This window comes from Microbacterium sp. ARD31 (genome assembly GCF_031844425.1).
In genome coordinates this window covers 1-15,513 of sequence record NZ_JAUZVE010000021.1, presented here as the reverse complement: position 1 = coordinate 15,513, position 15,513 = coordinate 1, and the positions used below count along the sequence as shown (strand labels likewise).

Here is a 15,513-nt window from a genome sequence, read left to right as displayed (position 1 = left end):
CGAGACGTGTCGGGCGCTGAGGCCCGCCGGGTGGGTGCCCGCGTCAGACGGTGAGCCACACCGCGTCGGGTGCCCCGGGCGGGAGCGGGATGTCGGCGTCGCCCAGGCGCAGGGCGCCGGCATCCGTCACGGTGACCTCCGCGCCCACCTCGACGCCGGCGGACTCGACCGCGCGCAGCAACTCGGAGTCGCGGTCGCTCACCCGCAGCACGGTGCCGGTGTGGCCGGGCCGCGCGTCGGCGAGAAGCACGAACGGCACCCGCTGCACGCGGCCCTCGGCGTCGGGGATCGCGTCGCCGTGCGGGTCGAACCGGGGCCGGCCGAGCCGTTCGTCGATGCCCTCGAGCAGCCGGTCGCTGACGGCGTGCTCAAGCACTTCCGCCTCGTCGTGCACCTCGTCCCACGCGTACCCGAACTCGCGCACCAGCCACGTCTCGATCAGGCGGTGGCGCCGGATGGTGGCGGCGGCGCGCCGCTCACCGGCGGCCGTGAGCGAGATCGGTCCGTACGGGCGGTGCGACACCAGCCCCTGCGCGGCGAGCTTGCGCACCATCTCGGTCACGCTCGACGGCGCAAGGCCGAGCGTGGCGGCCAGCTGCGACGGGGTGATCGGATCGCCCTGCCACTCGGTGTGGTGGTAGATCGTCTTGAGGTAGTCGTCGTAGGCGGGAGAAGCCACGGCCCCAGGCTACCGGGCGCTCCGAGGCGCGCTCACGCTCCGGTGAGAAGGAGCCACAGCAGGATCGCGTTGAGGGTGATGAGGAAGACGGATGCCGCCACCCCCGCCGCCGTCGTGATGACCCTGTTGCGGTGCCGACCGAGCACGTCCGCCTTGGCGGTGAGGGCCACCAGCGGCACCAGCGCGAAGGGGATGCCGAACGACAGCACGACCTGGCTGAGCACGAGCGCGAGGGTCGGATCAACCCCCGCGGCGAGGATCACGAGCGCGGGGACGAGGGTCACGAGCCGCCGAGCCAGCAGCGGCACCCGCACCTTCAGGAGGCCGTGCATGATCTCGGCCCCGGCGTACGCCCCCACCGACGTCGACGCCAAACCGCTGGCGAGCAGTCCCACCGCGAACAGCGTCGCCACGAGCGGGCCCAGCCCGGCATCCAGGGCGGCATGGGCCCCTTCGAGCGAGTCGGTGCCCGGCACGCCTGCGAGGTTGGCGGCGGCCAGCAGCAGGATGCACAGGTTCACCGTGCCCGCGATCGCCATCGCGATCGTGACATCCCAGCGCGTGGCGGTGAGCAGGCGATCGGTCGAGATGCCGCGGAGCTTCTCGAGCGACACCGGGATCCGCGGGCCTGGTCCGGGGTCCTCGGCTCGGGCCGGGGGAGCGAAGCGGTCACGGCTCAGCGCGCTGTGGGCGTAGATGGCGTGGGGCATGATCGTCGCGCCCAGGATCGACGCGGCGAGCAGCACCGAGTCGGTCCCCTCGAATCGTGGGATCAGGCCGCCGGCGACACCCCCGGCAACCGGCGAAGCGAGGAAGACCCCGAACGTGAACCCGAGCGCGATGATGGCGACCAGGCCGATGACGACGAATTCGAACGTGCGCGGACCTCGCCGGGACTGCACGAGCAGCAGCACGATCGACACCGCGCCGGTGATCACTCCGCCCCACAGCAGGGGGATGTCGAAGAGCAGCCACAGCGCGACCGCGCCGCCGATGACCTCGGCGACATCGGTGGCCATCGCCACGAGCTCGGCCTGGAGCCAGTACGCGCGTCGCGCCCACGGGTTGCGGATGCGGTGCCCCAGCGTCTCGGGCAGGCTCTGGCCGGTGACGATGCCGAGCTTGGCCGACAGGTACTGGATCAGCCAGGCCATGACGTTGCCGATCACGACCACCCACACCAGGAGGTAGCCGTAGCGGGCTCCGGCGGTCATGTTGCTGGCCACGTTGCCGGGGTCGAGGTAGGCCACGCCCGCGACCAGCGCCGGGCCGATCAGCCAGGCCAGCCTCGGGGCCGACGGGGCGCGGCCCGCGAGCGGGGCGGGGGGAGACGCGAGGCGATTTTTCGGCACGCCGAAATGCTAGAGCACTTTTCGGCCGGCCGAAAGATGCGCTCGCGGGTGCGGGGTCAGCGGTCCCGCTGCACCACGAGCACCGTCAGGTCGTCGACACCGCGGTGCGAGCGGGCCAGGCGCGCGGCCTCGTCGACCGCTCCCTGCGGTCCCTCTGCCCGCAGCACCCGGCGGACGTGCTCGAACGGGTCTCCGTCGAGCACGTCGAGCAGGCCGTCCGAGCAGCACAGCAGGGCGTCCCCGGGGTGGAGCACGGCGAGTGCGGACTCGCGGCCGTCGTCGAACCCCATGCCCAGGGGAAGCCCCGTGGAGCGCAGGTAATCCCACGTGTCGTCGGCGCGCAGGATGAACCCGAGGCTGTGACCGGCGTCGACGAAGCTGATCTCGCCCGACGCGAGCTCGACGTCGGCGTGGAAGGCGGTGACGAACACGCCGGTGCCGCCGATGTCGTCCTCGAGAAGCCGGTCGACCTCGCTCACGGCGGCCGCGAGCGGGCGATCCGGTGCGGTGCGCAGCGACGCCCGCACGGCCGAGGCGATGATCGCCGGCCCGATGCCCTTGCCCATGACGTCGGCGAGCGTCACGCGCAGCCGGTCGCCCAGCCGGTACCAGTCGTAGATGTCGCCGCCGATCTGGCCCGCGGCGACCGTGGCGGCGGCCAGCGTGTACCCCGGAGTCTCCGGCATCTCGGCGGGGAGGAGGGCACGCTGCACCAGCGAGGCCTGGTCGATCTGGTCGACCTGCGCGATCTCGGCCTGCACCCACTCGGCGAGGTCGCGCAGCAGCGCGACCTGCGCGTCGTTGAGATGCCGGGGCGTCGTGTCGAGGATGCACAGCGTGCCGACGTGCTCGCCGGACGGCGCCTGGATCGGGTGGCCGGCGTAGAAGCGCAGGTTGGGGTCTCCGGTGACGAACGGGTTGGTCGAGAAGACGCTGTCGAGCGCGGCATCCTCGACGATGAGCGTGTCGCCCTGGCGCACGGTGACATCGCAGAACGCGCCCTCGCGCGGGGCCTCGTTGCCGCCGAGGCCGATCTGCGACTTTCGCCATTGCCGGTCGCGATCGATCAGGGTGACGCTGACCATCGGCACGCCGAAGGCCTGCTGGGCGATCCGCGTGATGCGGTCGACGCGTTCGTCGGGAGCAGTGTCGAGGATGCCGAGCGCTTCGATGGCGCGCTGACGGTGTTCTTCGGCTGACACGTACACGACCCCCCGGTGATGAACTCCCCGGCCTTCATCCTACGAGTGCGGCGGGCGCACCCAGGACGCGGCGGCTAGCCTGAGGCGGTGACCAGCCCTGCCCGCGACTCGACGGACCCGGCCGCCGACTCCGCGCCCGCGCACGGCGTCGGTCCCTGGCCGGACGGGCCCGAGGACTGGCCGGACGACCCCCGCTACGACCCCGAGCTGCTCGCCCACGGCGACACCCGCAACGTCGCCGACGGGTACCGGTACTGGACGATGGCCGCGATCGTCGCCGACCTCGACGCGCGCCGTCACGGCTTCCACGTCGCGATCGAGAACTGGCAGCACGACATGAACATCGGCTCGATCGTGCGCAGCGCCAACGCCTTCCTCGCCGCCGAGGTCCACATCGTGGGACGCCGCCGGTGGAACCGCCGCGGCGCGATGGTCACCGACCGCTACCAGCACGTGCGACACCACGAGGATGTGGCGGCCTTCGCCGCATGGGCGGACGCCGAGGGACTCCCGGTGATCGCGATCGACAACGTCGACGGATCGGTCGCGCTGCCCGACGCGGATCTTCCCGAGCGGTGCGTGCTGCTGTTCGGACAGGAGGGGCCGGGGCTGTCGCCGGAGGCGCTCGCCGCGGCATCCGCCGTCGTCGAGATCACCCAGTACGGGTCGACCCGCTCGATCAACGCCGGAGCGGCCGGCGCGGTGGTCATGTACGAGTGGTGCCGCCGCTGGGCGTGACGCCCCCGCACCGCCGAGCCCGCTCGCATGCGGGGCGCGGGTGACACCGGCGATCCGGCGAGTTTCGCGACGACGGATGCCGCCCGCTCAGGCGCCGGCGGTCATCCACGCCGGCCCCCGCACCCGCCATCCGAGCGTGGCCAGTCGCGCGAGCATGTAGACGCCGAAGAAGGCCGCCGCCAACCATGCCAGGCCCGCGGCGCCGGCCGGCGCGAGCACCCCCACGAGCACGAGAGCCGGAGCGAACGGCACCAGGTTCAACACGCCCGCGACGGCGAGATACTTCGCGTCGCCCGCACCGATGAGCACGCCGTCCAGCACGAACACCACGCCGCAGACCGGCTGGGCGATCGCCAGCACGATGAGCGCGGGCTGCACGAGGGCCGCCACGGCGGGGTCTCCGGTGAAGGCCAGGCCGATGACGCCCGAGAGGGCGGCGACCAGCGCGCCGACGATGACCCCGAACCACGCCCCCCACGCGAGGGTGCGGGCGAGGACTCGTCCGACCAGCGACACATCGCCCGCGCCGAGACCCTTGCCGATGAGCGCCTGAGCTGCGATCGCCAGAGCATCCAGCGCGAACGCGGCCGTGGAGAAGATCGTGAACGCCACCTGCCATCCCGCCAGCTCGTCGGTGCCGAGCCCCGTGGCGACGGCGACGGTGGCGAGGAGGGCGACGCGCAGCGACACCGTGCGCAGGAACAGCCAGCCGCCCGACCGCGCGGACCCGCTCACGCCGTCGCGCTGCGGGCGCACCGAGGCGTCGTGGGTGCGCGCGAGTCGACCCACGACCACCGCGAAGGCGGCGACCATGCCCCACTGCGCGACCACGGTGCCGACCGCCGACCCCGCGATCCCCCAGCCGAAGCCGTAGATGAACAGCCAGTTGAGCAGGGCGTTCGAGCCGAAGCCGAGCCCGGCGATCCACAGCGGCGTCACGGTGTCCTGCAGCCCGCGCAGGAGTCCGGTCGCGGCGAAGACGATCAGCATGGCGGGCAGGCCCCACATGGAGATGCCCAGATACGTCACCGCCTGGGTGGAGACCTCGGGCGAGGCGCCGAACAGTCCGACGAGGAACGGCGTGGTCAGGTACCCGACGAGGGCCAGGATGCCGCCGATTCCGAGCGCGAGCCACATCCCGTCGATGCCCACCGACACGGCCTTCGAGGAGTCGCCCGCGCCGAACCGGCGGGCGACGGCGGGTGTCGTCGAGTACGCCAGGAACACCATGAGACCGACGATCGTCTGAAGGACGGCCGAGGCGATGCCGAGGCCGGCGAGCGGGGCCACCCCGAGATGCCCGACGAGTGCCGAGTCGACGATGAGGAACAGCGGCTCGGCCACGAGCGCTCCGAGTGCCGGTACCGCCAGTCGCAGGATGTCGCGGTTCAGCGAGCCACGGGAGGATCCCGCTCTCACCTCGGTGTCGCGCGCGGCCACGCCGGTTCAGTGGAGATCGACGTCGGCGGCATTCGCGACCGCGGCCGTCTTGCCGGGCGCGCTCGTCGTGCGCGATCCACGAGGTCGGCGATGCGGCGCACCACGCCGTCGCGGTCCCACGCGCCGTCGACGACATCCTTCTGGACATCCACCACCAGCAGTGCGGTGCCGTCGCGATCGGTGAGCGTCGTCATGGAGGATCCTTCCGTCGGGTCACGACGCTACTCCCGACCGCCGACATCGCAGGCGCATATCCTTGTTCGCATGACCGACACCCCCCGTTCGGGTCTCGCGCTCGAGGAGCTCAGCGCCGACATCCGCCCCCAGGACGACCTGTTCCGCCACGTCAACGGCGCGTGGATCGAACGCACCGACATCCCCGACGACAAGGCCCGCTGGGGCTCGTTCCACCTCATCGCCGAGCAGGCCGAGAAGGACGTCCGCGCGATCGTGGAAGAGACCCGGGATGCCGAGCCCGGAACCGAGTCCCGCAAGATCGGCGACCTGTACACGAGCTTCATGGACACCGGGCGCATCGAGGCGCTCGGCGCCGAGCCCCTGGCGCCGCAGCTGGCGCTGGTGGACGCGGTGGACGACATCCCCTCGTTCCTGCGCACCGTCGGAGCCCTCGAGCGCGACGGCGTGGCGGGCCTCATCCACCTCTACATCGAGCCCGATCCGGGCAACCCCCAGCGCTACGTGCCCTTCTTCATCCAGGGCGGTCTGTCCCTTCCGGACGAGAGCTACTACCGGCTCGACAACTTCGAGGCCACCCGCACCGCGTTCCGCGGCCACGCCGAGCGGATCCTCGCGCTCGCCGGAGTGCCCGACGCCGGCGAGACCGCCGACCGCGTGTTCGCGCTCGAGACCGAGATCGCCTCCCACCACTGGGACAACGTGCGCAGCCGTGACGCCGTCGCCACCTACAACCTCATGTCGTGGGACGACGCGCAGAAGCTCCTCGGAATCGATCTCACGCCGTGGGCACAGGCGGTCGCACCCCAGCATCCGGATGCCTTCGCCGAGGTCAACGTATACCAGCCGAGCTTCCTCGAAGGACTCGGCGCGCTTCTGAGCGAAGAGCGCCTGGAGGACTGGAAGGCGTGGCTGCGCTTCGCGATCGTGCACGCGTCCGCCGCGTTCCTGTCCGAGGCCTTCGTCGATGAGAACTTCTCGTTCTACGGCACGCAGCTGACCGGCGTGCCGGTCAACCGCGAGCGGTGGAAGCGCGGCGTGAGCCTCGCCGAGGCGGCGCTGGGCGAGGCGATCGGAAAGGTGTACGTCGACCGGCACTTCCCGCCTTCGGCCAAGGTGGCGATGGACGAGCTCGTGGCGAACCTCATCGAGGCATACCGCCGGTCGATCACCGACCTGGAGTGGATGAGCCCCGAGACCCGTCAGCGTGCGCTGGCCAAGCTCGACGCCTTCACGCCGAAGATCGGCTACCCCGTGAAGTGGAAGGACTACGCCACCCTCGAGGTGGATCCGACGGATCTCGTCGGCAACGTCCGGCGCGCCCACGTCTGGGAGCACGACCGGCAGCTGGGCAAGGTCGGCCAGTCCATCGACCGCGATGAGTGGTACATGACGCCGCAGACCGTCAACGCCTACTACAACCCGCTCATGAACGAGATCGTCTTCCCGGCGGCCATCCTCCAGTACCCGTTCTTCGACGAGACGCGCGACGCCGCCGCCAACTACGGCGGCATCGGTGCCGTGATCGGGCACGAGATCGGTCACGGCTTCGACGACCAGGGCAGCCGCTTCGACGGGGACGGTTCGCTGCGTGACTGGTGGACGGATGCCGACAGGTCGGCGTTCGAGGAGCGCACCGCGTCGCTCATCGCGCAGTTCGACGCGCTCGTTCCGCGCGGACTCGCCGACGAGCACCACGTCAACGGCGCGCTGACCATCGGCGAGAACATCGGAGACCTCGGCGGACTGGGGATCGCCATCAAGGCCTACCGCCTCGCCCTCGAGGCCGCCGGCCAGCCCGCGGAAGGCCCCGAAGTCGACGGCCTCACCGGCATCCAGCGCTTGCTGATCAGCTGGGGGCAGATCTGGCAGCAGAAGGGCCGGGATGCCGAGACCATCCGCCTGCTGACGATCGACCCGCACTCGCCGAACGAGTTCCGCTGCAACCAGATCGTCCGCAACGTCGACGCGTTCTACGACGCTTTCGACGTGAAGCCCCAGGATGAGCTGTGGCTGGAGGAGGATGAGCGCGTCACCATCTGGTGACCGCGCGGGTCCGCCCGCGTGGTCCGCGCCGCCCGCGCCGCCCGCGCCGTGAGGCGCTCCCATCCGACGACCCGAACAGCGGAAGGAAGCCCGTGGCCCTGCCACCCGAGCCCCGGAACGATGCCGCGTCGCACCGGGGGTCGCGACGCAGCGGCCGCCGCCCCCCACGGCGCGCGGCGGCGGGGCGGCGTACCTTCACCGCCACTCTGAAAGCACTCGACGATCTCGCCGCGTCGGGCGCGAAGGTCTCGGTCCGCGTCACCGACCTCGACCGGGGGACCACGGTGCTCGCGGGCGACGACTACGTCACCCTGCCGGTGGCGGGTCTGGGGGTCGTGCCGCTGCTGATCGAGGTGGCGGCCGGGTTCGAAGAGGGCACGCTGGACCCGCTCGAGATCGTCGACCGGACGATCGTCGGGCAGGTCTCGGGCGGCGGCGTGTGGCAGCACCTGCGAGCGCCGGCGCTGCCGCTGACGGACCTCGCCGTGCTGACGGCGGCGGCGGGGGACGAGCTGGCGGCGAACGCCCTGCTCTCGCGCGTCGGTCTTCCGGCGGTGCGGGCGCGCCTGGAATCGCTCGGGTGCACCAGCACGGCTCTGCTCGACGGGTTCCGCGATGTCCGCGGGCCCGACGACGCCCCGCACGTCGCGCTCGGCTCGGCCCGAGAGCTGTCGCAGCTGTTCGCCGCGCTCGTGAACTCGCAGGCCGTCTCTGCCGGCGTCAGCGCCCAGGTCGCCGAGTGGCTGAGCCTCAACCACGACCTCTCGCTCGCGGCTGCCGCGACCGGCCTCGACCCGTTCCGCCACGAGAACGACGAGCACGGGCTGCTGTTCGTGAACAAGACCGGTCGCGACGCCGGCATCCGGGTCGAGGCGGGAGTGCTGGCGGGCCCCCGCGCGGGCGTCGCCTACGCGCTCATCGTGTGCTTCGACGACCTCTCGATCCTCCACCGCGTCCGCGCGCACGAGGCGTTCCGGACGCTCGGGACCGAGCTCATGGAGTACGTCTTCTGACTCGTCGTTGACGGGGTGGCGCCCATGCGGCATATTTACCTATGAACATAGGTAAATGGCTTCGCACGAGGGAGTGACGATGGCGGCCACCACGATCGCGAAGATCTTCGATCACCCGCGGAACGCCTGGTACGTCGCGGCGTGGGATCACGAAGTGACCCGCACACCGCTGGCGCGGACGGTCGCCGGACGACCTCTCGCGCTGTACCGCACCGAGGACGGCCGGGCCGTGGCGCTGGCCGACGCGTGCTGGCATCGCCTCGCCCCGCTGTCGATGGGCAAGGTCATCCGCGATGAGATCCAATGCCCCTACCACGGGCTGAGGTACGACCCGGCGGGCCGCTGCACCCACATGCCGGCGCAGGAGACCATCAACCCGAGTGCGACGGTCCCCTCGTTCCCGACGGTCGACAGATATCGGTACGTGTGGGTGTGGGTGGGCGACCCTTCGGTCGCCGACCCCGACGCCATTCCCGACATGCATCAGATGACCGACCCCGCCTGGACGGGGGACGGCGAGCTGATCCACGCGCCCTGCAACTATCAGCTCGTGCTCGACAACCTGATGGATCTCACGCATGAGGAGTTCGTGCACTCCTCGAGCATCGGGCAGCGCGAACTGAGCGAGGCCGAGTTCATCACCAGCCACACCGAGACCACCGTGACGGTGGAGCGGTGGATGCGCGATATCGAACCTCCGCCGTTCTGGCTCAAGAACATGCGCGACAAGTTCCCCGACTACGACGGCCGGGTGGACCGGTGGCAGATCATCCACTTCGAGGCCCCGTCGACCATCTGCATCGACGTCGGCGTGGCCAAGGCAGGCACCGGGGCGCCCGAGGGAGACCGGAGTCAGGGCGTCAACGGCTACGTCATGAACACGATCACGCCCGAGACCGACCGCACGAGTCTGTACTTCTGGTCGTTCCAGCGGAACTACCGGCTCGACAGCCAGCTGATCACCACGCAGCTGCGCAACGGCGTGCACGGTGTCTTCGGTGAGGATGAGCGGATGCTGGCGGCGCAGCAGGCCGCGATCGATGCCAACCCCGACTACGAGTTCTACAGCCTGAACATCGATGCCGGCGGAATGTGGGTGCGCCGCATCCTCGATCGCATGCTCGCCGCCGAAGGCCGCTCCGCGGTCGCTCACGCCGTGGAGCGCTGAGGTGGCCGCGTCCCACACCGTGTCGTGGCAGCGAGCCGAGGTCGTCGACTCCCGGCCGGTCGCGGAACGGATCCGCCGCATCGTGCTCTCGCCCGAGGCGCCGCGCCGGATCGAGCCGGGTATGCACGTCGACGTCCGTGTGACGAGCGGGGGTGAGATTCTCGAGCGGTCGTACTCCGTGGTCGAGCCGGTGGGCGACGACGGCGACTACGCGCTGAGCGTGTTCGACAGCGAGACCTCTCGCGGTGGCGCGCGCGTCATGCATGCGCTCAGGGCCGGGGACGTCATCGATGTCACCGATCCGCGGCAGGACTTCCCCTTCCGCCCGGGGGCGCCCCGCTACGCCTTTCTCGCGGGCGGAGTCGGAGTCACCGCGATCCTCGGGATGGCGCGCGCGGCCCGTCTGCGGAGCGCTGACTATCGGGTCGCGTACTGCGGACGCCGGCGCCGGGCGATGGCGTACCTCGAGGACCTGGCCGCCGAGCACGGCGACCGCCTCGACGTGCACGTCCGCGACGAGGCGACGCCGCTCGACGTCAAGGCCTATGTCGAGAATCTTCCGGCGGGCACCGAGCTGTACCTGTGCGGCCCGATCCGCCTCATGGACGCCGTGCGCCGTGCGTGGGCCGAGGCGGGGCGCCCGGTCACGTCGCTGCGGTTCGAGACGTTCGGCAACAGCGGGTGGTTCGCTCCCGAGCCGTTCGTCGTCGGCATCCCCGCCATCGGAGTGGAGTGTCGGGTCGGGCCCGGCCAGTCGATCCTCGAGGCTCTGGAGGCCGCGGGCGTCGACGCCCTCTCGGACTGCCGGAAGGGCGAGTGCGGCCTTTGCGAGGCGCGGGTGCTCTCACTGCAGGGGACCATCGACCACCGGGACGTCTTCTACAGCGAGCGTCAGCGCCACGCGATGACGAAGGTGTGCGTGTGCGTGTCGCGCGTGTCGGCCGAGGGCGGCGGCACCCCGCCGCGGATCGACCTTCAGCTGACCTGAGGGCCGGGTCAGGTGCCTTCGAGGCTGTCCACGAGCGCGAGCCCGCGGCGTGCCCACGCGATCTCGCCCTCGGCACGCGCGACGAGGCCCTCGTAGGCGAAGCGCTTGAAGGCGATCGTCCGTTCGCGCCCCGCCTCGGGAGTCGCCGCGAGGCGGCGGACCAGCATCGGGTTCGTGACGGACTCGACGCGTTCGAGCTCACCCTGCCACTGGGCCAGCTCGCTCTGCCACTGGGCGATGTGCGCCTGCAGGAACTGACGTGCCGCCTCGGAGGTCGTCGTCTCGAGGTAGGCCGCGCGCAGATGGGCGGGTTCACGCACCCGCTGATAGTCCAGGGGCTCGGCCATCCAGTCCAGGAACGCCCGGTCGCCGGCCTCGGTGACGTGGTACATCCGGCGGGTGCCGCGCTCGCCCCGGGGCTGCTCCTCGGCTTCGACGAGCCCGAGCTGCTCCATCTTGCGCAGCTCGGGATAGATCTGAGAGTCGGGCGCATGCCAGACATGGCCGACGGACTGGTGGAACTGCTTCTGCAGGTCATAGCCCGAGAGAGGCCCCACCCGCAGGATCGCCAGCAGCGCGTATCGCAGACTCACTCGATCACCTCCCTCCGCCGGCGGCCGTTGCCGAGATGTGACTCAGAACACGATCGTGTGGTTGCCGTGGCGGATCACACGATCCTGTGCGTGCCACAGCACGGCGCGCGAGAGCACCTGACGTTCCACGTCGGCTCCGCGGCGGGCGAGTTCGGTGGTCGTGTCGGCGTGCGTGACCCGCACCGTGTCCTGCTCGATGATCGGGCCCTCGTCGAGGTCGCCGGTCACGTAGTGCGACGTCGCGCCGATGAGCTTCACGCCGCGCTCCTTGGCCTTCTTGTACGGCTCGGCGCCGATGAAGGCGGGCAGGAACGAGTGGTGGATGTTGATCACCGGCACGCCCAGCTGCGCGAGGAAGTCCGGCGACAGGATCTGCATGTATCGGGCAAGCACCACGAAGTCGACGTTGCCGCGCAGCAGATCGAGGATCTTCGCCTCGGACGCGGACTTGTCGGGCCCGGTTACCGAGGGGACGTGGAAGAAGGGCACGCCGAACGAGCGCACATCCTCGGCTGAGGTGGTGTGGTTCGACACGACCATCGGGATGCTGACCGGCAGGTCGCCGCGACGGTGGCGCCAGAGCAGGTCGAGCAGGCAGTGGTCCTGCTTCGACGCGAGGATCGCCATGCGCTTGGGCACCGACTGGTCGGTGATGGTCCACTCCAGGTCGAACCCGTCGCCGAGGGTGGTCGCCAGGTCCGCTTCGATCTCCGGCAGGGCGGCCGCCAGCTCGGGGCGGTGGAAGACCACGCGCTGGAAGTACGCGCCGCCCGTCGGGTCATCCGAGTACTGGTCGAACGCGACGATGTTCGCCCGGTGACGGGTGATCAGCGCCGACACCGCGGCGACGATCCCCGGCTGGTCCTTGCCGTGCACGATGAGGCAGGCGTGGTCGGCGAGCAGGTGCGGGGTAGCGGGCATGCATCGATTCTGCCGTGTCCCGACGGATGCCGCCGGTCGCGGCATCCGTCGGCGGCGGCATCCGCTCGTCGCTTCGTGCCGCGGCTCGCCGATCGTGCCGCGTGCGCACGCTTCACACCCGTGCGGGATTTTCACGCACGCCGGGGCTGCGTGCGCACGCGGCCCGTTGGTCGCGCAGCCCCGCCGGGCACGCGGCCCCGCCGGGCGCGCGGCCCGGGGGTTCAGACCCGCGCGGAGTCGACGTCGGCGATGCGCGCCGTCGAGGCGCTCGCACGGTGCCCGCAGATGGCGACGGCGAAGACGAACGCCACAACGAGGCTCAGCACGATCAGCTCGCCGCCGTCCTCGACAGTGGTGAGCGGGGCGTCGAAGACGGGCTGCGGCAGCAGGAGGTGGTGCGCGGCGTCGAGGCCGACGCCGACGAGGATGAGCACCGCGAACAGGACCGTGAGCAGCCGCGACACGGCGCGGTCCTCAGCGGACGCGCGTCGGTGGGTGAGGAAGACCGCCGCCACCAGGGCGATGCCCACCGATCCCATCAGGACGAGTTCGCCGATGTGCTGCGCAGCGGCGCCCCATTCGGGCGCGGCGGCCACCATCGCCATGCCGGCGCTTTCGTGCAGCTGGAAGGCGTCGTCGAACAGGAAGTACCCGCACACGAGTGCCCACGCGCCGTAGACGGCGGCTCGTCGGCGGAAGAAGAGCAGGCCGAGGAGCATGATCGCCCACGTGTTCTTGGCGTACTGGAAGAACTCGCTGTAGCTGCGATCGGCGCCGAGGTCGAAGACGTACTCCTCGGGATGCCCCAGGTATTTCATCGACAGATGGAAGAGGATCAGTGCGGCGTCGATGGACAGCAGCATGATCACCAAGCCCGCCGCCGGCCCCCGCCGGGTCCCCAGTCGTTCGGCGACATCGCCGGTTCGCAACCCCACGTGCATTCCCCGTTCACTTCGGGGCTGACGTTACGCCTCACGGCTAAGAACCGTGTAAGACGGGGCCGCGTGCGCACGTTTCACCCGCGTGCGGGATCATCACGCACGCCGGGGCGGCGTGCGCACGCGGCCCCGGGAGGGGTCAGGGCTCGAGCGGCCAGCCGGTGTACGCCTCGGCGAGGTAGGTGCGGCCCGCCTCGGACTCGACCACCGAGCGCAGCTCGCCGAGTTGGCGAAGACGGTCGAAGTCGGACGCGTCCGGCGCGACGTGCAGCATCGAGGTCATCCACCACGAGAAGTGCTGGGCCTTCCAGATGCGCCGCAGCGCCTTCTCGGCCCACCCGTCGATGAGCCCTCCGTCGCCGCGCGTGAGCAGGCTCTCGAGAGCCTGCGCCAGGAGGATCACGTCGGCGACCGCGAGGTTCATGCCCTTGGCGCCGGTCGGCGGCACGGTGTGCGCGGCATCCCCGACGATCGCGACGCGTCCGCGGCGCAGCTCGTGGGCGACGAAACTGCGGAACCGCAGCACGTCGCGCTGGAAGATCGGCCCCTCGGTCAGCGTCGTTCCGGGCACGCGGTTCTGCAGGGTGTCCCAGATCTCCGCCTCGCTGAGCGCCTGCGGGTCGGCGTCGGGGTCGCACTGGAAGTACATCCGCTGCACGGTCGCCGAGCGCTGGCTGATCAGGGCGAACCCGTCGGGGGAGTTCGAATAGATGAGCTCCTCCGAGCTCGCGGGCGCCTCGCACAGGATGCCGAACCACGCGAACGGGTACTCGCGGAAGTACCCGCCGGTGTGCGAACCTGCCACGGCGACGCGCACGTTCGAGCGGGATCCGTCGGCACCCACGACGAAGTCGGCCTCGAGCTGCAGGTCCTCGCCGTCGGCCGTCGTGGCGAACACGGACGGCCGGTCGGTCTCGGCCCCTTCGACCCGGTGGACCGTGACCCCGAAGCGCAGATCCTGACCTCCGGCGAGGCGGGCGGCGATGAGGTCCTTCAGCGCCTCGTGCTGCGGGTACAGCCACACGCTCCTGCCGACCAGCCCGGGGAAGTCGATGCGGTGCCCGTGCCCGTCGAAGCGCAGCTCGATGCCGTCGTGCCGGGTGCCCACCGTGTGCACGCGCGAGCCCGGGATCTGCGCGAGCAGATCCACGGTCCCCTGCTCCAGGATGCCGGCGCGGATGGTGCTCTCGATCTCGTCGCGCGTGCGCTGATCGACGACGATCGACTCGATGCCGGCTTCGGCGAGCAGGTGCGACAGCAGCAGGCCGGCGGGACCGGCGCCGACGATCGCGACGCGGGTGCGGACGGTGGTGGTCATGACGTCTCCTTCGACGGGGGCGTCTCATCCTGGACCGGCGGGCGCGGCATCCATCGGAGGATTCTCATTCAACGGGCTGTCGTCAGCGGCGGTAGCCCATCGCGCGCTCGATGTCCCGCGCCGCGCGGTACAGCTCGACGAGGGCGTAATCGGTCTGCGCGTCGCGCGGGAGGACGACTGAAAGGGCCGCCACGGTCGCGCCGGTCTCGTCGTGCACGGGCACGGCGATCCCGGTCGACACCTCCTCGATGTACCCGGGAGCGATGGCGTGTCCGAGGGTGCGGACCTCGTCGAGTTTGCGGCGGAGGCCGGCCGGATCGGTGGGTGTCGAACGTGTGAGGGCGCGCAGGGGTGCGGCGAGGACCCGCTCCTGCAGCGCGCGGTCGGCGAAGGCGAGCAGCACGAGCCCCGACGACGACGCGTGCAGCGGCAGCCGCCCGGCGACGCGGGTGACGTTCGATCCGGATGCCGGTCCGCTGAGCCTCTCGAGGAAGAGCGCTTCATCCTGCTCGAGGATCGCCAGCTGCGTGTGCTCGCGCACGCGGGCCTGCACGCGCTCCATGAACGGCAGTGCGGCCTGGCGGAGACGGAGGGCGTGAGATGAGCGGGTCGCCAGCTCCCACAGGCGCATGCCGATGCGGATGCGGCGATCGTCGTCGCGCTCGAGGAGACCGGAGTCGATGAGCTCGCCCACGATCCGGTGGGCCGAGGAGGACGGGAGCCCGGCCCGGCGGCCGATCTCGGCGGCGGTCTGCGCCGTGCGCGTCGGGGTGAAGGTCTCGAGGACGCGCACGAACCGCTCGGTCACCGAGTCGCCGGAGGGGGAGTTCGCCACGACAGCATCCTGGCACGACGCGAGTCGGATTCCCATTGAGCGGGATGGCCCGCGCCGCCCGCCGCCTCACGCGAGACGATACCCACA

The 15,513-nt window shown here is 70.9% G+C and carries 15 protein-coding genes; 5 read left to right on the top strand and 10 right to left on the bottom strand.

Features of this window, described 5'->3' with window-relative positions; translation table 11 throughout:
• Window positions 1-43: 43 nt before the first annotated feature.
• Genes Q9S36_RS31840 through Q9S36_RS31830 form a run of 3 tightly spaced genes read right to left on the bottom strand, consistent with a single transcriptional unit; the run spans window position 44 to window position 3,233 of the window.
• On the bottom strand, window positions 44-679 hold the full coding sequence (locus Q9S36_RS31840) for a metal-dependent transcriptional regulator (RefSeq protein ID WP_311288846.1): 636 nt from the start codon (window positions 677-679) through the stop codon (window positions 44-46).
• A gap of 32 nt (window positions 680-711) precedes the next feature.
• A complete protein-coding gene (locus tag Q9S36_RS31835) occupies window positions 712-2,031 on the bottom strand; it encodes an Nramp family divalent metal transporter (protein ID WP_396653886.1) in 1,320 nt (439 codons plus the stop codon).
• Between the two features lie 56 nt (window positions 2,032-2,087).
• Window positions 2,088-3,233 (bottom strand): SpoIIE family protein phosphatase, encoded by a 1,146-nt coding sequence (locus tag Q9S36_RS31830; RefSeq protein WP_311288845.1) that lies wholly within the window; start codon window positions 3,231-3,233, stop codon window positions 2,088-2,090.
• 87 nt (window positions 3,234-3,320) lie between these two features.
• Here Q9S36_RS31830 and Q9S36_RS31825 point away from each other — a divergent pair, with 87 nt between their 5' ends.
• The gene (locus tag Q9S36_RS31825) at window positions 3,321-3,971 is read left to right on the top strand and encodes a TrmH family RNA methyltransferase (protein ID WP_311288844.1); all 651 of its coding nucleotides are present in this window, start codon (window positions 3,321-3,323) and stop codon (window positions 3,969-3,971) included.
• A gap of 87 nt (window positions 3,972-4,058) precedes the next feature.
• Here Q9S36_RS31825 and Q9S36_RS31820 read toward each other — a convergent pair whose 3' ends face one another.
• Window positions 4,059-5,411, bottom strand: coding sequence for an MATE family efflux transporter (locus tag Q9S36_RS31820; RefSeq protein WP_311288843.1), 1,353 nt, complete (start codon window positions 5,409-5,411; stop codon window positions 4,059-4,061).
• On the bottom strand, window positions 5,387-5,605 hold the full coding sequence (locus Q9S36_RS31815) for a hypothetical protein (protein WP_311288842.1): 219 nt from the start codon (window positions 5,603-5,605) through the stop codon (window positions 5,387-5,389). The genes Q9S36_RS31820 and Q9S36_RS31815 overlap by 25 nt, the downstream gene beginning before the upstream one ends.
• A gap of 70 nt (window positions 5,606-5,675) precedes the next feature.
• Between Q9S36_RS31815 and Q9S36_RS31810 the strand changes: the two genes are divergently transcribed.
• The 4 genes from Q9S36_RS31810 (at window position 5,676) to Q9S36_RS31795 (ending at window position 10,821) form a co-directional block, all read left to right on the top strand.
• Window positions 5,676-7,652 carry a M13-type metalloendopeptidase gene (locus Q9S36_RS31810; RefSeq protein ID WP_311288841.1) on the top strand — a complete coding sequence of 659 codons (1,977 nt, stop codon included), beginning with the start codon at window positions 5,676-5,678 and terminating at the stop codon, window positions 7,650-7,652.
• Window positions 7,653-7,744: 92 nt separating this feature from the next.
• Window positions 7,745-8,665 carry a serine hydrolase gene (locus Q9S36_RS31805; protein WP_311288840.1) on the top strand — a complete coding sequence of 307 codons (921 nt, stop codon included), beginning with the start codon at window positions 7,745-7,747 and terminating at the stop codon, window positions 8,663-8,665.
• A gap of 55 nt (window positions 8,666-8,720) precedes the next feature.
• Entirely contained in the window at window positions 8,721-9,833 is a 1,113-nt protein-coding gene (locus tag Q9S36_RS31800) for an aromatic ring-hydroxylating dioxygenase subunit alpha (protein ID WP_311288839.1), read from the top strand.
• A gap of 1 nt (window position 9,834) precedes the next feature.
• On the top strand, window positions 9,835-10,821 hold the full coding sequence (locus tag Q9S36_RS31795; RefSeq protein ID WP_311288838.1) for a PDR/VanB family oxidoreductase: 987 nt from the start codon (window positions 9,835-9,837) through the stop codon (window positions 10,819-10,821).
• Between the two features lie 8 nt (window positions 10,822-10,829).
• Here Q9S36_RS31795 and Q9S36_RS31790 read toward each other — a convergent pair whose 3' ends face one another.
• From Q9S36_RS31790 to Q9S36_RS31770, 5 genes are all read right to left on the bottom strand, one after another.
• The gene (locus Q9S36_RS31790) at window positions 10,830-11,414 is read right to left on the bottom strand and encodes a PadR family transcriptional regulator (RefSeq protein WP_311288837.1); all 585 of its coding nucleotides are present in this window, start codon (window positions 11,412-11,414) and stop codon (window positions 10,830-10,832) included.
• A 42-nt stretch (window positions 11,415-11,456) separates the two neighbouring features.
• Window positions 11,457-12,335: a formyltetrahydrofolate deformylase gene (gene purU, locus Q9S36_RS31785; RefSeq protein WP_251452698.1), complete on the bottom strand. Its 879-nt coding sequence runs from the start codon at window positions 12,333-12,335 to the stop codon at window positions 11,457-11,459.
• Window positions 12,336-12,556: 221 nt separating this feature from the next.
• Window positions 12,557-13,198, bottom strand: coding sequence for a hypothetical protein (locus Q9S36_RS31780; RefSeq protein ID WP_311288836.1), 642 nt, complete (start codon window positions 13,196-13,198; stop codon window positions 12,557-12,559).
• A gap of 214 nt (window positions 13,199-13,412) precedes the next feature.
• Window positions 13,413-14,591 (bottom strand): 4-hydroxybenzoate 3-monooxygenase, encoded by a 1,179-nt coding sequence (locus Q9S36_RS31775; protein ID WP_311288835.1) that lies wholly within the window; start codon window positions 14,589-14,591, stop codon window positions 13,413-13,415.
• Window positions 14,592-14,673: 82 nt separating this feature from the next.
• A complete protein-coding gene (locus Q9S36_RS31770; protein WP_311288834.1) occupies window positions 14,674-15,426 on the bottom strand; it encodes an IclR family transcriptional regulator in 753 nt (250 codons plus the stop codon).
• Between the last annotated feature and the right edge of the window lie 87 nt (window positions 15,427-15,513).